Here is a 16,506-nt window from a genome sequence, read left to right as displayed (position 1 = left end):
CCCTCTCCAGCCGGAGAAGAGGAAATCAACGCCCCTCCCTCATGCAAGGGAGGGGCGAGATCATTTACTGCTTGGCAGCGACGGGGCGAACCAGCGGCGTGACACGTCGGATGGTGACGCGGCGGTTTTCCTGCTCTGGCTCTGGTGTATTGACCTTCAGGTAACGCTCGCCATAACCCTGCGTCGCCAGGTTTTCCGGCGCGATGCCGTAGACGTCGGTGAGCACGTTGGCGACCGACTCCGCCCGCTGGTCGGAGAGGATCAGGTTGCTTTGGTCGGACCCCACAGCATCCGTATGGCCTTCGATCAGGAAGGTCTCGCTCGGATCCTTCTCCAGCACCTGGTTGATCGCGTCGGCGACCTTGCGCAAGGTGCGCGCCTGGGCCATCGGGATTTCGGCGCTGCCGGTGGCGAAAGTGATCGTGTCCAGATCGATGCGCCGCACCTTGTCGCGAATACGGGCGGAATATTTCACCTCGTCAAGCGAATAGACACGCTCCACCTGCTCGACCGGCGGCTCCCTCAGGAACTCGTAATAATCCCGGTCCGGATCGCTGCTGGTGTCGATGATATAGTCGTCGAGCGGCACGCGCAGCCGCATCGGCGGTAGATCGGCGCCCGGATCCTCGAAATAGTCGCGGTCGGGATCCTCGTAGAGATCGGGCGAGTAGTAGAGCACATATTCGCGCCCGCGGGCATCGACGCGCGACCGCTGGATGATGTCGCCGTAGCGGTTGCGGATCGTGACGATGCGATAGCCCTCCGGCCTTGTGATCGTCTCGCGGTAGCGATCGCCCGACAGTTGCTCATAGGTCGGCCGCTCGCCGTCACGAAGGAACCGCCTGTCGTCGTCACTGCGCACGATCACCTGATTGTTGTACTGAATGATCACCCGGTTGTCGTCGGTGCGGTCGTCGATGCGTGCCCCCTCGGGACTGGCAAACTGCGGCCGCGTGTCGAGCCTCGTGCCCTTCTCGCTGGTGACCGCCTCGAGCTTGATCGCTGGCGCCGCAGCGGCGGCAGGAGCCTGCGCATCCGCATCCGAGGTCGGCACCTTTACCTCCTGGCTCTCGGCGCGCAGCTTGTCGCGGTCACGGCGGCCTTCCCGCCCCTTGCTGCGGTCGGCATCCTTGTCGCTGTCGAGCACGGCTGCACCGTTCTCGACCGGCAGCACGACGGTCTCGTTGCTCTTGGCCGGATCTGCGGCGATCTGCTTGCGGCGCTCCAGCTCCTCGGGAGAAACCTTTTCCGGCGCCGGAATGGCCTGCTCGACCTGCTGTCCGCCGCTGGCATCCGGCAGCGGCTGAGCCGTGTCGGTGGCGGGCGCAGCCGGCTGTCCGCTGGCGGGCTGTTCGCCGGCGGGCTGCTCAGCGGCGGGCTGTTTGGCCGCAGGCTTTGCAGCCGTGCCCTCCGTGGAGGTTTCGGCGGGCGCAGCATCAGGAGCGGCCGCCTTGTCTTCGGCTGGCTTAACCGCCGGTGCTGCAGCCTCGCCCTTCTTCGGCTTCTTGGCTGGCGCTTCGGCAGCGGGCTTGGCCTCCGGCTCGATTGCCGGCTTGGCCTGTTCCTCGGCCGGCGTCACCGCCTCCGGAGCGGCAGTCTCGGTCTTAGCCTTGCCCTTATCTCGGCTCTGGGCCTTGTCCTGACCCTTCTTGCTGCCCTCCGGCTTGACCTCGGGCTCGGCCTGTTCCGTCTCCGGCTGAGCTTGCTTTGCGGCCGGCTGCTGTTCAGGCGCCGGCTGAGCTTCCGGCTCGGCTTGCTCGGTCTGCTGCTTCTTCGGCTTTCTCGGCTTTTCCTGCGTTACCGGCTGCTGCTCTTCCTGCTGCGGCTCGGCCTGCGGCTGGGCTGCCTGCTTGGCTTTCCGCTGCGGTTTGCTTTCGGGCGCAGGCTCCTCCTGCGGCGCTTCGGCCTTCGGCGGTTCCGGCTCTGCCTTGGGTTCGGGCGCGGGCGCCTCTTTCCGCTCGGCCTTCGGCTTCTCCGCGGGCGCTTCCTTCGGCTGCTCGGCGGCCGGCGCCTGTTCAGCCGGAGCTTCCTCCTTCTGCTTGCGCTTCTTCTTCAAGAGCTCCTCCTCGGAGGGCGCGTCCTGCGCCACTTCGAAGCTGCCCTGTTCAATCTGCCGCACGGCTGCAGCCTCGCCCATAGCACCCCTTGTAGCAGCCATTGCCGATGCCGGCTGGAGTGCCAGCGAAAGGGAAAGCAGCGGGAAAGCTGCGCTCGCAAATAAGTTTGATTTCTTGCCCATCGGGTTTCCTCGATCCTGTTTGAGCTTCCTGAAGGCCGACAGGCCCTGGTTCCGCCCCTAGCGTCGCATTGAGGCGAAACGGCGAAATGGCAAAGCGCCGAGCCGCCGATTTGTTCCGGTTCTAGAAAGCCGGGGATTAACCTCAGGTGAATGTTGTAGTCTGCCGCCGTTCATCTCGCCTGCTGTTTGCGGCGCGAATAACCCGGGAATTTCTATTGCATTTCCATGAAAAAAAGTCTGATTATCGCCGCAAGGCGGTGCCCGTCACCGTTGAACAGCAGCCGTCAGCCCCAGAGAAAAAAGCGCGACGGCTACCAACAGAGAGGATCTCCATGTTTATCTCCACCCGTATCTTCGCGGCAGCCTCGATCGCGGCAATGTCGCTCTTTGCCGGCTCGGCCATGGCCGAGGGCGAGAAATACGTGATCGGCACCGATTCGACCTATCCGCCCTTCGAATTCGTTGATGCCAGCGGCACCATCCAGGGCTTCGACATCGATATCGCCAAAGCGCTCTGCGCCGAGATGAAGGCCGAATGCTCCTTCGTCAGCACCGACTGGGACGGCATCATCCCTGCGTTGAACGCCAAGAAGTTCGATATGATCGTTTCGTCCATGTCGATCACGCCGGAGCGCCTCAAGCTCGTCGACTTCTCGAACAAGTATTACAACACCCCGCCGGCGATCGCCGTGCCGAAGGACTCCAAGATATCGGACGTCGCCGGCCTCAAGGGCAAGGTGATCGGCGCGCAGACTTCGACGACGCATGCCAACTATGCCGAAAAGCACCTCGCCGACACCGAGCTGAAGCTCTATCCGACGGCTGACGAATACAAGCTCGACGTTTCCAGCGGCCGAGTCGATGCCGTCATCGACGACGTCGTCGTTCTCTCCGAATGGGTCAAGTCCGACGCCGGCGCCTGCTGCAAGATCCTGACGACCCTGCCGGTCGATAAGGAAATCAACGGCGAAGGCGCAGGCATCGCCATCCGCAAGGGCGATCCGCTGAAGGAAAAGCTCAACACGGCGATCGCAGCGATCCGCGCCAGCGGCGAGTACAAGAAGATCCAGGACAAGTACTTCGATTTCGACGTTTACGGCGAATGAGAAATTCGGTATCTGCCGATCAAGCGAATGGCGGAAAGCTTGCTCTTCCGCCATTTTTGTTTGACAACGGTGGCAAGATCAAAACGGCAAAAGCCGTGAGGGGAATTCTCGCATGGGCGGATTGTTTTCCGCGCTCGGCTCCTTCTGGAGCTCACTTGTGCACATTTTCGATCCGCTATGCGGACCCGTTGGCATCTTCACCTGGTTGGGTCAGTCGACGATCCTTGCCTGCGGCGACACCGGCTGGGGCGATGAGATCGCTCTTGGCCTGCAGGTTACCGTATCGGTGGCAATCGTCACCTTGCCGATCGGCCTCGTCATCGGTTTCCTCGTAGCGCTCGGCCAGCAGTCGCAAGAGAAATCGCTGCGACTGGCGGCCGGCATCTACACGACGATCTTCCGCGGCCTGCCGGAGCTTTTGACGCTCTTCATCATCTATTACGGCATGCAGATGCTTATTCAATCTCTTCTGGAGCTTGCCGGCTATGTCGGGCCGCCGGTCGAGATCAACGCCTTCCTGGCCGGCGTCATCGCTCTGTCGGTCGTCTTTTCCGCCTATTGCTCGGAAGTGCTGCTCTCGGCCTTCCGCGCCATTCCCAAGGGCCAATATGAAGCCGGAGACGCGCTCGGCCTGCATCGCGGCCGCACGCTCCGCTTGATCGTTCTGCCGCAGCTGGTACGCATTGCGCTGCCCGGCCTCACGAACCTCTGGATGGTGCTGCTGAAGGACACGTCCTACGTCTCGATCATCAGTCTTGCCGATATCCTGCGCCAGACGAATGTCGCCGTGCGCGTGACCAAGGAACCTTTCTTCTTCTACGGCATCGCCTGCGGTCTCTATCTGGTGCTCGCCATCCTCTCCTCCTTCCTGCTCGCCTATATCGATCGCTGGGCCAAGCGTTCGGAGGTGCGCCGATGAGTTACGCCGAAACATTGATCCCGCCGCAGCCTGCCCCACGTGAGGCGGCGAAGCCGATGACGATGGCGCGCCTCGCCGGCTATATCTTCGTCGCTTTTTGGGCCTTGCTAGCCGCGCTGCTGATCTTCACCGTCATCAATGGCTGGGATATCGAGAAATTCACCCGCTACGGGCCGCGCTACCTGAACGGCCTTTGGGTAACGCTCAGTCTTGTTGCCATTTCGGTAGTCTGCGGTGCCGTCCTGTCGCTGCCGCTTGCCATGGCGCGCCTGTCGAAAAACAAGCTGCTGAACTGGCTGTCCTATGGCTATATCTATTTCTTCCGCGGCACACCGCTGCTTGCCCAGCTCTTCCTGGTCTATTACGGCCTCGGTGTTTTCCGTCTTCAGCTGGAAGCTGTCGGCGTCTGGTGGTTCTTCCGCGACGCTTGGTATTGCGGCCTGCTCGCCATGACCATCAACACCGCAGCCTATCAAGCGGAAATCTTGCGCGGCGCGATCGAGAGCGTCCCCCATGGCCAGCGCGAGGCAGCAGCAGCCCTCGGCATCCATAAGACGATCGCCTTCCGCAAGATCATCCTGCCGCAGGCTTTCATCGTGGCGCTTCGCCCCTACGGCAACGAAATCATCCTGCTGATCAAGGGCTCGGCTGTCGTCGCCATTATAACCGTGCTCGACCTGATGGGCGAGACCCGCTACGCCTTCTCCCGCACCTTCGACTACCAGACCTATCTTTGGGCCGCGATTTTCTACCTCACCATCGTTGAGGCGTTGCGCCATCTCTGGGCCTGGATCGAGCGTCGATTGACGCGGCATCTGAAACGCTGAATCGCGGCTTCGGAATAATGGACGCATTGGGGCAATGCGGGCGCTTGGCAGCACTTCTATAAGGATGCTGCCAAGTTATTGAAATAAAAAACAATACTTCGTCAGCAAAGCATCTGTTAAGCTTGCGTTAACCATTCGCGTGCTTCCATTTCACGTGGCGCTAATAAAGCGCGAGTGGGAACGACAAGAAGCTGAATACGATGCACAAAGACATGGAAAAACAACTGCAAGGTTATGGTCTGACGACCGCCCAGATCCTCTACCACCTGCCGGACCACCCGACGATCCTGCAGACCTACGTCTGGCAGGATTACGACCTCGCCCCCGACTTTCCCGAGATGCGCGGTTTCCTGCAATTCTGGCAGGAAAAGCTCGATGGGCCGTTGCATTCGGTGCGCTACGTCCACCGCAAGCTGATCTCGGCAACCGAGTGGCGGGCCTTGAAGGGTGAGTTCATCCTTCACTGATCAGACATGCGCCTCGCCACGGCCGAATTCGCCTTCGTCCCGGTCCGGACGCAGCGCGAAATAGAGCATGCCGAGGTAGAAGATAACGACGATCGAAATGACCGCAAGGCCGGGAAGCGGTCCGAGCACGGCATTGTCAATAACATAGGTCCAGGACTGCGCCTGCAGCGGCGCGCCCTCCGTCTGCAATTTCGGTGTCGAAATCTTCAGGCACCAGGCAAGCAGCAGGATAAAATACATCCAGCCGTAATTGCGTTTGAGCCGCCGATGCATTGCTTCTCCATAACTGAGCAGGAAGCGCGGATGACGCAGGCTGTTGGCGATCACCGCGGCCCATTCGCTGCCGACCGCCGCGTTCGGCGCCATGATCTGCGCGAAATAACAGCGTTCGATCTGCCGGATTCGGGCGCGGTAGATATCAAAGAAGCGGTAGCGTCGCGCCTCGATCATCAGAAGCAGCGTGATCAGCATCACCCCGAACAGCAGTACGCCGTGGTGCGAAGTTGGCGTCGACAGCGAGACCGAGAGCAGCGCCGCCACCACGGTGATCGCCCAGTTGGACGTCCGGTCGATGCGGTCGCGCCAGCTCGTCATTCGTCCGAGCTCACCGCGGTAATAATGGCTGAGGGAATTGGTGATCTCGCCCGGCGTCGTGGGCAGCAGCAAGGGGCGCTCACCCTCTGCTTCCCTTGCCAGTGGCATCCTGTCTTGCTCCGCTTTCATGGCATTTCCTTCCATCGTCTTCTTTTTGGCCATTCTGCGCCCGTAGCGGCGCCATTGCAAAACATCCAAAGCCGCCGTAGAGCCATGCCTGAAAACAAAAGGACGTAGACCGCGATGGCCAAGAAGATTGACGAAGAAGCCCTTGCCGAGGCCTATAACCGCGCACTGGCGCTGGAGAAATCAGGTGATGTCGACGCGGCCGTGGCGGCCTATGAGGAAGTCCTGGCGATCGATCCCGACGACCATGGCGGAGCCGCCGTTCGCATTGCCGCGATGGGCCGCGGCGAAACGCCGGCCAAGGCGCCGGATGCTTATGTTGAGACCCTGTTCGACCAGCATGCCGAGGTGTTCGAGGACGTGCTCGTAGAGCAGCTCAGCTATCACGTGCCGATGCTCGTGCGCCAGCGCCTGCAGGCCTTGAAGCTCGGGCCGTTCAAGCGGCTGCTCGATCTTGGCTGCGGCACCGGCCTCACCGGCGGCGCCCTTCGGGATCTCTGCGAAGACATGACCGGCATCGACATCTCGGAGAAGATGGTCGAGATCGCTCACGAGAAGGATCTCTACGCGACGCTTTTCGTCGCCGAGGTCGAGGATTTCCTCGACGACAATGACGAGGAGGCTTTCGACATCATCACTGCGACCGATGTGCTGCCCTATCTTGGCGCGCTCGAACCGCTCTTCTTCGGCGCTGCCGAAAACCTGACGCCGGGCGGTCTCTTCATTTTCTCTTCGGAGACCCTGCCGGACGAATTGCTCGCCGGCCGCGCCTATATGGTCGGACCGCACCAGCGCTTCGCCCATGCCGACGCCTATGTGAAAGAACGGCTGACCGCCACAGGTTTCGACCTTGTCGAGATATCCGATATCAATGTGCGCATGGAAGACGGGCAGCCGACGCCAGGCCATCTGGTGATCGCCAGATACATCGGCTGAATAGAATAGTTGCACGATCGGTGAACTATCTGTTGCGCGATGGTTGCGGACCTGATACTTAGTCGGTCGGCAAAGTTTTCAGCCAAACAGGAAAGGTCGCCGCATGTCGCTCGTGCTCTATGGGCATCCGCTCGCCTCCTTCTGCCACAAGGTGCTGATCGCGCTTTATGAAAACGCGACACCCTTCGAAAATCGTCTCGTCGATCTTTCCGACGAGACCTCGCGCGCCGATCTCTTCCGCTTCTGGCCGATCGGCAAGATGCCGTTGCTCAGGGACGAAGCGCGCGACAGCACCATCCCCGAAACGACGATCATCATCGAATATCTCGACCATTATTACCCAGGCCCGGTGCGCCTGCTGCCGCTCGAAATCGACCGGGCGCTGCAGGTCCGCCTCTGGGACCGGTTCTTCGACCACTATGTCCAGGTGCCGATGCAGACGATCGTCAGCCACCGCCGGCGGCCTGAGGGCAAGGCAGACGAGATAGAGGTGGCCGCCTGCCGGGCGACGCTCACGACTGCCTATGCGATGATCGAAAAGCAGCTGGACGAAAGCTCATGGATAACAGGCGAGGCCTTCACCATCGCCGATTGCGCCGCAGCCCCCGCGCTCTTCTATGCCGAGACGCTGGTCCCGTTTTGCGAGGAGCAGCCGAAGCTGCGCGCCTATTACGAGCAGTTGCTGGCGCGTCCTTCCGTAGCCAGGACGCTGGAAGAGGCCCGCCCCTATTTCAAGTTCTACCCCTATCATGACAGGCTTCCCGCCCGCTTTCGGGATGCGGCGGAATGATCGACAGCCAGGCGGATCTCGACCGCATGTTCCACGCGCTTTCCGACCGTAGCCGCCGCGGCATGATCGACCGGCTCGGCCGCGGCCCCGCCTCCGTCACGGAACTCGCCGCGCCGCTCGCCGTCGCCCTTCCGACCGTGATGAAGCACCTTCAGGTGCTGGAGGAGAGCGGCCTCGTGCTTTCGGAAAAGTCCGGTCGCGTGCGCACTTACCGTTTGCAGCAGGACGCGCTTGCCGCCGTCGAGCGCTGGGTGGAACAGCGAAAAGTCCGCTGGACCGCCGCCTTCGACAGGCTGGACCAACTTCTCGCCGATGAAACGGAGACCCTTCCAGAATGACGACACGCTCCGCCGAACATACCACCTTCGTCATCGAGCGCCGCCTGAAGGCGCCGGTCGCCCGCGTCTTCCGCGCGTGGTCGATGCCGGAGTCCAAGCGGCAATGGTTTGCCTGCCACGGCGAATGGGTGCCGCTGGAATACGCTCTCGACTTCAGACCGGGCGGCGCGGAAAGGAACTACACCGCCGACACCGATGGCCTTCTGCACGCCTATGACGCCCATTACATCGACATCGTGCCGGATACCCGCATCATCTATGCCTATGAGATGAAGCTCGGGCAAACCCGGATCTCCGCCTCGCTCGCCACCGTGGCCTTCCAATCCGAAGCCACCGGCACCAGAATGGTCTTCACCGAGCAGGTGGTCTTCCTCGACGGCTACGCCGATAACGGCGCCCGCCTCCAAGGCACGGAGATCGGCCTCGACAATCTCGCGCTCTTTCTCGAACGCGAGACGAGCCCGATCCATTAGAGCCTCAGCCGCTTGATTTCTTCCGCGAGGCGCCCGGCTTCATCGAGGTATTCAGCGTAGCGGCAGCGCTAATGAGTGCCTTCAACGCCTCTCCATCGATCTCGTCGCCCTCATGAAAATCGATGGCGCGCCGGGTGTTGCCTTCGAGGCTGGAATTGAAAAGGCCATTGGGATCCTCCAGCGATGCGCCCTTGGCAAAAGTCAGCTTGACCACGCTCTTGTAGGTCTCGCCGGTGCAGATGATGCCGGCGCGCTCCCACACCGGTACCCCTCGCCACTTCCACTCCTCGACGACTTCGGGCTCGGCCTCCTTGATGAGCGCTCGGACCCGAGCAAGCATTTCGCCGCGCCAATCCTTGAGCTCCTCGATCCTCGCATCGATCAGTTGCGAGGGGGAGGCTCCATGGTTTCCATTGCCGGAATCGATCTTCTTCATTGTTGCTGTCGCCTTCTTCATGTTCACATTTTCCCGTCGCTGCGCATCGAAAACCTCACATCCGTTCGCCCGGCAATCGGCTCGCCTGCGCCACCCAGGAGGCGATCTGCGCCTCGTCGAAAGGATCGTCCTCACGGATGTCGAGGTAGCGCACCTCCCTCTGCTTGGACTCGCCTGGCGGCAGAGGATGCAGCGACGCGCCCTTGAAGAAAGCCACCTTCACGTACCTCGCATAGCAATGAACGCCGAGGAACCAACCCTGGCCTTCCATGCCATAAAAAGGCGAGTTCCATTTGACCGCTTTGGAAACGCCAGGCACCGTGCGGGTAATGAGTGCATCGAGGCGACGACCAATGTCGCTTTTCCAACCCGGCATGGCGGCGATATAGGCTTGCACGGGCGCGTCACCATAACCCTTGGGGATTTGCGGATTGCCTCCCGAAAGAAGGATTGGCTCCGCGGCCGCCGACGTGGCGGCGGTCTTTTTCGTGACCTTCTCCGCGCCCTTAGAGCTTCTACTCGCCATAGCACTTCCTCCTATTCGCCGATGCGTACCGCGTCGCGCCGTTTGACGGCATAGGGCAGCACAAGCAAGGTGAGACCGGTAACGAGAGGCAGGCCGAGCGGCAGGAGCACCAAGAACCTCACCCAGAACGCCGACTTCTCCTGCACCATTGCGACGATATTGATCATGACGGCCAGCGTAAAGGCAACCGACAGCCGACCGTAACCGGCTGTCCAGTTCAATGAAACGTTCTCCTCAAATGAGCCCGACGTACCGTCCGTCGGCGAGGCTCAGTCAACCCGCGCCAGCACCTGTTCCAGTTTGTCGAAGAACTGCGGCCATCCGGTCCTGGCGCCGCCATAAGCCTGTCGCTGATCCGGCCGGAAACCCGACTGTTCCATGCGCAAATGCGTGCCCACTCCCGTCGGCGTGAGCGTCCAGGTCACGACGGTTTCGAGGCCATATGCACCCCAGCTGTAAGCGAGGGTCCTGTTCGGCTCGACCTCCAGAACCCGGCAGTCGACCGCGCCCCAGTCGGCAGTGAAGTTGAAACGATGGTCGACGACTGGCTTGAAATCGCTCTTCATCAGCCACTCCTGCATCAGGTGCGGCTGAGTCAGCGCCCGCCAGATCTTTTCTGCGGGAAAAGGCATCTCCCGCTCGATGACGACGGAACGCGTTTCGGTCGATATGTCTGTCATTGATCCATCCTCTTCAGCAAATCTTCGAGCGCATTGAAGCGGCTTTGCCAGAAGCCGGCCATCTCGCTCGTCCAGTCGACCAGCGGCGCCAGCGCCCCGAGCTGCGCGCTATAATGCGTCTGCCGCCCTTCATGGCGGTCGCGCACCAGGCCGGCTTGCTTCAGCAGCCCGAGATGCTTCGAAACGACCGGCTGCGAGACGCCGGCCTGCGCCGTCAACGCCCCAACCGTCTTCTCCCCCTCCCGGCACAGCCGCTCGAAGAGGGCCCGCCGGGTGGGATCGGCAAGCGTTCTGAAGAGTACATCCTGAACGTGCGCCATTGAAGATCCATATCTATATAACTATGAATTAACCTATAGCCATCGAGCGATGCGAATGTCAAGCGCCGGGGAGAAGACCTGCAAGCCGAGGGGTACGTTTCATTGTCGACCCCGCAACGGACGAGATAATTGGAAAGGTTACGGACAGATAAAATATAGCTCATAAGCTATACGTCATCGCCAGCCGCCAGCTTCGGCCGCATCCCAGGCCTCGCTTCTGACGTGATGAAGGCTCCCGGCATACCGCCTTCCGCAAACTCGCCCGAAATCACCTCAGACGGGTTCCTCGCGCCCTCTCGCCCGCCTCGCTACTTCTCTCGGAGTTCGGCGGCCAATCGCTCGCGAATGAAGGCGGGACCGCCGGCAAGGCGCGTCGCAAGCAGGCTCGCCGGATCCACCATGCGCCAATAGGGTGTCACCATCGAAACCGGCTCGCCCTTTTCCAGCGCATTAAAGGAGAGCTCGGCGATCGCACGCAATTGCCGCTGGACCGTCACCGGGCAGCAGGCATCCGCTCCGTATTTAGTGGCGAGACGGCGGCGCAAGACGCCGGCCTCGGTGAGAACACCTTCAGGCGCCGATCGAATCTGCTCCTCGACCATCTGCCGCGACGGAATAAGCATCGCCTGCGTGCCGCTGCGCCCCCTGCGGCGCGGCTCGATCGTCGGAATTTCGGTCATGTCATCCCCCGGGAAACATTATTCTTCGTTCCCATCTAGGGCTTGGCCGAGTGGCGACCAGCTCATATGCGCCAATCGGCAGGAAGTCCGTCTTCACGGCTTTTCTGCTCGCCCCGTTTCGGTTAATCCTCGGGGCCTCACACTCAGGAAAGGATAGGACATATGGCTAAAGTCGCGTTCATCGGTCTCGGCGTCATGGGCTTCCCCATGGCCGGTCATCTGAAGACGAAGGGCGGCCATGATGTCACCGTCTACAATCGTTCGGCCGAAAAAGCGTCTGCCTGGACCGAGAAATTCTCCGGCAAATCCGCCGCCACTCCGGCCGAGGCGGCGGCGGGTGCTGATTTCGTCTTCGTCTGCGTCGGAAACGACGAAGATCTTCGGTCGGTGACCTCTGGCGAGAACGGTGCCCTGCGCGGCATGAAGCCGGGTTCGGTCCTGATCGACAACACGACCGCCAGCGCCGAAGTTGCTCGCGAACTTTATGCCGCGGCGAAGGAAAGAGGTGTCGACTTCATCGACGCCCCGGTCTCCGGCGGCCAGGCCGGCGCCGAAAACGGGGTCCTGACCGTCATGTGCGGCGGCGACGAGGCTGTCTTCGAGCGCGCCAGCCCCGTCATCGAAAGTTATGCCCGAATGGTTGGCCTGATGGGGCCGGCAGGTTCCGGGCAGTTGACCAAGATGGTCAACCAGATTTGCATCGCCGGCCTTGTCCAAGGGCTTGCCGAAGGGCTGCATTTCGGCAAGCGGGCCGGCCTCGATATCGAGAAAGTCGTTGAGGTGATTTCCAAGGGTGCGGCGGGTTCCTGGCAGATGGAAAATCGCCACAAGACCATGAATGCAGGCAAATATGATTTCGGCTTCGCGGTCGACTGGATGCGCAAGGATCTCAGCATCGTGCTTGCGGAAGCGCGCCGCAACGGCGCCAAGCTGCCAGTCACGGCCGTTGTCGACCAGTTCTACGGCGACGTGCAGGCAATGGGCGGCAATCGTTGGGACACATCCTCGCTGCTCGCCAGACTTGAGAAATGATCGGTCCCTCCTCCGATCCGGCTGAGCTGATCGCGCATCTCGAAACGCTGCGCTCGGAGGAGACTATCGCCGCGATGGTACGGTTCGGCATCGTCACCGGCCGCGCCCTCGGCATTTCCAATCCCGACATCAGGGCGGTCGCCAGGTTGGCGAAGAGAGATCACGCCAGGGCAACGCAGCTCTGGCAAAGCGATATCCGCGAGGCCCGCCTGCTCGCTCTCTACACCGCCGAGCCGAAGCGGCTGACGGTGGAAGAGGCAAGAAACTGGGCCAATGATTTCAATTCCTGGGAGGTCGTCGACTGCGCCGCCGATCTCTTCGTTGAGGCGCACCTCGATGACCTCATCCCGGAATTCGCTGCCGACGAGCGCGAATTTGTCCGTCGCGCCGCCTTCGCCATGATCGCCGGCGCCGCCGTCCATCGGAAGGAAGAGACCGACGCGGCCATACTCGTCTGGCTGCCGCTGATCGAGGCGCATTCCGGCGATTCCCGCAACTTCGTTCGCAAGGCGGTCAATTGGGCACTGCGCAGCATCGGCAAGCGCAATCGCGCCTGCCACGGCCCGGCGCTGGGGCTGGCGAAGCTTCTGGCCGAAAGTCCTGACAGAACCGCCCGCTGGATCGGTAGGGATGCGGTCAGGGAACTGAGCGGCGAAAAGCTGATGGCCCGGCTGAATTAAAGCAATGCCGCGTCAAAGGCTGAGGCTTTCGCCGCGTCGTCAATGGGGTCTGGATTTTTCGACCAGAAAATCGATCAGCACTCTTACAGCCGGCGGCATGCCCTTGGCTGTCGTGAAGGCGATGTTGCGGCAAAGCCAACCGATGTCCAGCGGTCGATCCAAAATCTATTGATATTAAGAAATGGCCTCAATGGCGGCTGGCGAGTTGCCGACGGCCGGTACACGACATGCCGATCTACCTGCCTGGATGGCGACCTGAAAAAACGGCCGCAAGATGCGTGTTAAAACGCTGCAAGGACGGTCCGGCAGGGAAGACCGGACCCGTCCCCGTAGCTGATCGGAGGTCACTCGGATCAGAAACTGTTTTGAAGTGCCCCCGGCCCGAAGACCGGGGGCATCCACCAAGTGGATTAGAACGAACGCTGCAGACGGAAGTAGCCCGTCGTGGAGTCGTCAGCATCTTCCGGATCGAGGTACTGAACCGAAGCCTTGGCGTAGAAGTTGTCGACGATCTGGTAATCAACCGTCAGACCAACCTTCCAGGCATCACCGTCGCTGAAGTCGTCGCCGGTGACGTAGTAGTCACCGTAGTACTGGACGCCAGGAGTGATCTTGAGCTTGTCGGTTGCCTTGATAGCGTATTCGGCAGCGACAGCCCATTCAGCTGCGGAGTAGTAGGAGTTCGGGCCGGAAGAGTACACGGCTGCGAGGCCGAGCGTACCGGGACCGATTTCAACCGTACCCATTGCACGGATAGCGCCGTCTTCGTTGTCGAAGTCCCAGCCGCCGGTGACCTGGTAGCTGAAGGCACCTGCAGTGCCGCCAACGCCGAAGGCAACGCCAACGTTGTTCGGCTCTTCGCCGGTCTTGTAGAAGCCGTCTTCCAGTTCGTCGACGCTGATACCAGCGTAGAAGTCGCCGCTTTCATACTGATAGCGGATGGAGTTGTGCAGCGTTACGATCGAGCCGATGTCGTCGGTTTCACCCGAGAGACCGTCGTCCCACCAGCTGTAGAACAGACCAGCGCGGAAGCCCGCGATGTCGAGGTAAGCGGAGTCGAGGATGGCGCTCTGGTCGGAGGCATTGTCAGCATTGAACTGCATGACGATGACGCCGGTCAGCGGACCATACTCGGTGTCGCTCTTGGCCGTGAACTGAACCTGACCGCGAGTACGGGCATCCCAATCCGAGTCGTTGCTGACCGAACCGTTGAGCGGCTCTTCACCAATATCAACCTGGAAACGGATGTAGCCTTCGATCTTGAGGCAGGTTTCGGTGCCGGGGATGTAGAAGTAGCCGGTGCCGTAAGCGTCGCAGACGCGAACATATTCAACCGGTTCCGGCTCAGCAGCAACAATAGCGTCAGCTGCAAGAACCGGCGTCGATGCAGCAAATGCTGCTGCTGATGCAAGCAAAACCATTCTGATGTTCATTTACCAATCCATTCCTTTGTCGATCGGGGCTGACGTCTCGTCGGGTAGTCAATTCGAAGCCGGCCCAGTTTGAACAGCCATCTCGGCGTGCGGATCGATCGAACCGCCAAACCGTCATCACATAGAAGGCTCTATCAAGCAATTCTCGATACATGTGAGAGGGGTTCATCGGAGCAACTTTCGCCAGCAACGTGATTTTTATACAACAACTTCAGATATTTAAGAGAATAACGCACAAAAACGGCCTCGCAATGGAAACCTCCATCGCAAGCCGCAAACGCTACGCCCCATCTCAAATCTTCACCGTCCGATCCCATCGAACACTATTGGTGAAGCATATAAATTCTACCGCCGACAAATGAACATATACAAGGTAGCGGTGTAGAACATGGTGTTCTGAATTCGATACCAATGAGTCAAAATCATGACATGACGCTCACTGATGCCACAGATCATAGCGCCGCAATTGTTATCAAGCTATATATTTTTCGACCTTTTTGGCGAAATTGGAGCGTTTTCTCGCGGTTTTTCCGGCTTTTTCTGCAGGCCGGGTCCACATTCGTCTGAAAGCCGCATTTCGGCGAAGCATTGCTGCATGCGGCCGAATAGTCTCAGACGGCCCGCTTTCCGGGCAAATTACAGGACTGCTGGCCGCGCCTCGGACGCAACCTATTGGCGACACGCGAGTGATCGCTGATCGCACACCCGAGCTTCAATCCTCGTTGGATTTGGCGTTCTCAAGAATCATGTAGTCGAGCGGCAGCTGCGTGGAATACTTGATCTGCTCCATCGCAAAGGCTGAGGAGACGTCGCGAATCTCAATCTTCGCGATCATCCGCTTATAAAAGGCGTCATAGGCCGCGATGTCGGGCACCACGACTCGCAGGAGATAGTCGACATCGCCGCTCATTCGATAGAATTCGACCACTTCGGGGAATTCGGCGACCACCTCGGAAAAGCGGCGCAGCCACTCGATCGAATGAGTCGCCGTGCGAATCGACACGAAAACCGTGACCTTGGTGTTGACCTTCTCTGGATCGAGGATGGCAACCCGACGCTTGATGACGCCATCCTCCTCCATTTTCTGGATCCGCCGCCAGCATGGCGTCGTCGAAAGCCCCACCTTTTTCGCGAGGTCGGCGACAGCCAGGGTTGAATCTTCTTGCAGCAGACGCAGTATTTTGCGGTCGAGGCGGTCCATGCGCACGTCGGTCCTTTCGAATTATTTTCTTTGTATAACCCGATTCCGCGCGAGGAAAAGAATTTTGTTTCAGGAAAGCAGCATTTTTACCCGCTCCTGCAGGTAAGGAAGCAATTCTTGCTCGAACCAGGAATTGCGCTTCAGCCAGCCGCTGTTGCGCCAGCTCGGATGCGGCAGCGGCAGCACCGCGGGCGACCGACCGGACAGGAGGCCCTCACGCCACGCCCATACCGTCTCGGTCATAGTGCCCCGTTCTTCGCCTGCCATATGCCAGGCCTGAGCATATTGGCCGATGACCAGCACCAGCTCGATCTGCGGCATCGCCGACATTACTCTTTGCCGCCAGAACGGCGCACATTCGCGACGCGGCGGCAGGTCCGCGCCCTTGCCGTCGTAGCCGGGAAAGCAGAAGCCCATCGGCACGATGGCGAATCGGTTGCGGTCGTAAAAGCTGACCCTGTCAACGCCGAGCCATGATCGCAGCCGGTCGCCCGAGGCATCGTCAAATGGCAGACCGCTCTCATGCACCCGAAGGCCAGGCGCCTGCCCGGCGATCAGGATGCGTGCGCTTGACGAAATCACCGCCACCGGCCGCGGCTCGTGCGGCAGCCGGTGCACAGGCCCTTTTGCCGGGGCGTCGCGGCAGATGCGACAGGCGGCAATTTCCCGCCGCAGAGTTTCCAGCTCGGCTTCGTCGGTCATT

21 protein-coding genes and 1 pseudogene are annotated in these 16,506 nt (G+C 60.5%); 10 read left to right on the top strand and 12 right to left on the bottom strand.

The window, feature by feature from the left end:
- Positions 1-64 precede the first annotated feature (64 nt).
- Positions 65-2,239, bottom strand: coding sequence for an OmpA family protein (locus GA0061105_RS01085; protein WP_092747459.1), 2,175 nt, complete (start codon positions 2,237-2,239; stop codon positions 65-67).
- Between the two features lie 332 nt (positions 2,240-2,571).
- On the opposite strand from GA0061105_RS01085, the gene GA0061105_RS01080 reads away from it, so the two are divergent.
- From GA0061105_RS01080 to GA0061105_RS01065, 4 genes are all read left to right on the top strand, one after another.
- Positions 2,572-3,345 carry a transporter substrate-binding domain-containing protein gene (locus GA0061105_RS01080; RefSeq protein WP_092747457.1) on the top strand — a complete coding sequence of 258 codons (774 nt, stop codon included), beginning with the start codon at positions 2,572-2,574 and terminating at the stop codon, positions 3,343-3,345.
- Between the two features lie 112 nt (positions 3,346-3,457).
- Positions 3,458-4,264: an ABC transporter permease gene (locus tag GA0061105_RS01075; RefSeq protein ID WP_092747455.1), complete on the top strand. Its 807-nt coding sequence runs from the start codon at positions 3,458-3,460 to the stop codon at positions 4,262-4,264.
- Complete coding sequence (locus GA0061105_RS01070) at positions 4,261-5,091, top strand: ABC transporter permease (protein WP_064691871.1); 831 nt, start codon at positions 4,261-4,263, stop codon at positions 5,089-5,091. The genes GA0061105_RS01075 and GA0061105_RS01070 overlap by 4 nt, the downstream gene beginning before the upstream one ends.
- 200 nt (positions 5,092-5,291) lie before the next feature.
- Positions 5,292-5,558, top strand: a complete 267-nt coding sequence (locus GA0061105_RS01065) for an usg protein (protein ID WP_064691872.1) — start codon at positions 5,292-5,294, stop codon at positions 5,556-5,558.
- Here GA0061105_RS01065 and GA0061105_RS01060 read toward each other — a convergent pair whose 3' ends face one another.
- On the bottom strand, positions 5,559-6,281 hold the full coding sequence (locus tag GA0061105_RS01060; protein ID WP_064692094.1) for a DUF2270 domain-containing protein: 723 nt from the start codon (positions 6,279-6,281) through the stop codon (positions 5,559-5,561).
- 114 nt (positions 6,282-6,395) lie between these two features.
- Between GA0061105_RS01060 and GA0061105_RS01055 the strand changes: the two genes are divergently transcribed.
- From GA0061105_RS01055 to GA0061105_RS01040, 4 genes are all read left to right on the top strand, one after another.
- Complete coding sequence (locus tag GA0061105_RS01055) at positions 6,396-7,214, top strand: class I SAM-dependent methyltransferase (RefSeq protein WP_092747453.1); 819 nt, start codon at positions 6,396-6,398, stop codon at positions 7,212-7,214.
- Positions 7,215-7,317: 103 nt separating this feature from the next.
- Positions 7,318-8,004, top strand: coding sequence for a glutathione S-transferase family protein (locus tag GA0061105_RS01050; protein WP_064691874.1), 687 nt, complete (start codon positions 7,318-7,320; stop codon positions 8,002-8,004).
- Positions 8,001-8,342 (top strand): ArsR/SmtB family transcription factor, encoded by a 342-nt coding sequence (locus GA0061105_RS01045; RefSeq protein WP_064691875.1) that lies wholly within the window; start codon positions 8,001-8,003, stop codon positions 8,340-8,342. Before GA0061105_RS01050 ends, GA0061105_RS01045 begins: the two co-directional genes overlap by 4 nt.
- Positions 8,339-8,815, top strand: a complete 477-nt coding sequence (locus GA0061105_RS01040; RefSeq protein ID WP_064691876.1) for an SRPBCC family protein — start codon at positions 8,339-8,341, stop codon at positions 8,813-8,815. The genes GA0061105_RS01045 and GA0061105_RS01040 overlap by 4 nt, the downstream gene beginning before the upstream one ends.
- A 4-nt stretch (positions 8,816-8,819) precedes the next feature.
- On the opposite strand, the gene GA0061105_RS01035 is transcribed toward GA0061105_RS01040, so the two are convergent.
- The 6 genes from GA0061105_RS01035 to GA0061105_RS01010 form a co-directional block, all read right to left on the bottom strand.
- Complete coding sequence (locus GA0061105_RS01035) at positions 8,820-9,272, bottom strand: DUF1801 domain-containing protein (RefSeq protein WP_092747451.1); 453 nt, start codon at positions 9,270-9,272, stop codon at positions 8,820-8,822.
- Positions 9,273-9,306: 34 nt separating this feature from the next.
- The gene (locus GA0061105_RS01030) at positions 9,307-9,777 is read right to left on the bottom strand and encodes a DUF1801 domain-containing protein (RefSeq protein ID WP_092747449.1); all 471 of its coding nucleotides are present in this window, start codon (positions 9,775-9,777) and stop codon (positions 9,307-9,309) included.
- An 11-nt stretch (positions 9,778-9,788) separates the two neighbouring features.
- Positions 9,789-9,998 carry a hypothetical protein gene (locus GA0061105_RS01025; RefSeq protein WP_092747447.1) on the bottom strand — a complete coding sequence of 70 codons (210 nt, stop codon included), beginning with the start codon at positions 9,996-9,998 and terminating at the stop codon, positions 9,789-9,791.
- Positions 9,999-10,046: 48 nt separating this feature from the next.
- Positions 10,047-10,457 (bottom strand): SRPBCC family protein, encoded by a 411-nt coding sequence (locus tag GA0061105_RS01020; RefSeq protein ID WP_064691880.1) that lies wholly within the window; start codon positions 10,455-10,457, stop codon positions 10,047-10,049.
- Positions 10,454-10,777 carry an ArsR/SmtB family transcription factor gene (locus tag GA0061105_RS01015; RefSeq protein WP_064691881.1) on the bottom strand — a complete coding sequence of 108 codons (324 nt, stop codon included), beginning with the start codon at positions 10,775-10,777 and terminating at the stop codon, positions 10,454-10,456. Before GA0061105_RS01015 ends, GA0061105_RS01020 begins: the two co-directional genes overlap by 4 nt.
- Before the next feature lie 308 nt (positions 10,778-11,085).
- Complete coding sequence (locus GA0061105_RS01010) at positions 11,086-11,457, bottom strand: hypothetical protein (RefSeq protein ID WP_092747445.1); 372 nt, start codon at positions 11,455-11,457, stop codon at positions 11,086-11,088.
- A gap of 162 nt (positions 11,458-11,619) precedes the next feature.
- On the opposite strand from GA0061105_RS01010, the gene GA0061105_RS01005 reads away from it, so the two are divergent.
- Positions 11,620-12,489, top strand: a complete 870-nt coding sequence (locus GA0061105_RS01005) for an NAD(P)-dependent oxidoreductase (RefSeq protein ID WP_092747443.1) — start codon at positions 11,620-11,622, stop codon at positions 12,487-12,489.
- Positions 12,486-13,169 carry a DNA alkylation repair protein gene (locus GA0061105_RS01000; protein WP_092747441.1) on the top strand — a complete coding sequence of 228 codons (684 nt, stop codon included), beginning with the start codon at positions 12,486-12,488 and terminating at the stop codon, positions 13,167-13,169. The genes GA0061105_RS01005 and GA0061105_RS01000 overlap by 4 nt, the downstream gene beginning before the upstream one ends.
- 39 nt (positions 13,170-13,208) lie before the next feature.
- On the opposite strand, the pseudogene GA0061105_RS32260 reads toward GA0061105_RS01000, so the two are convergent.
- From GA0061105_RS32260 to GA0061105_RS00985, 4 genes and pseudogenes are all read right to left on the bottom strand, one after another.
- Positions 13,209-13,292 (bottom strand): annotated as a pseudogene (locus GA0061105_RS32260) (LysR substrate-binding domain-containing protein); the annotation flags it as partial.
- A 287-nt stretch (positions 13,293-13,579) separates the two neighbouring features.
- Complete coding sequence (locus tag GA0061105_RS00995; RefSeq protein ID WP_064691884.1) at positions 13,580-14,602, bottom strand: porin; 1,023 nt, start codon at positions 14,600-14,602, stop codon at positions 13,580-13,582.
- 712 nt (positions 14,603-15,314) lie between these two features.
- Complete coding sequence (locus GA0061105_RS00990; RefSeq protein ID WP_004678404.1) at positions 15,315-15,803, bottom strand: Lrp/AsnC family transcriptional regulator; 489 nt, start codon at positions 15,801-15,803, stop codon at positions 15,315-15,317.
- 69 nt (positions 15,804-15,872) lie between these two features.
- Positions 15,873-16,505, bottom strand: coding sequence for a uracil-DNA glycosylase family protein (locus GA0061105_RS00985; RefSeq protein WP_092747439.1), 633 nt, complete (start codon positions 16,503-16,505; stop codon positions 15,873-15,875).
- Position 16,506 lies beyond the last annotated feature (1 nt).

The sequence above is a fragment of the Rhizobium aethiopicum genome (genome assembly GCF_900094625.1).
Classification (GTDB): domain Bacteria; phylum Pseudomonadota; class Alphaproteobacteria; order Rhizobiales; family Rhizobiaceae; genus Rhizobium; species Rhizobium aethiopicum.
The sequence above is the reverse complement of the archived record's forward strand: the minus strand, read 5'-3'. Positions and strand labels throughout refer to the sequence as shown.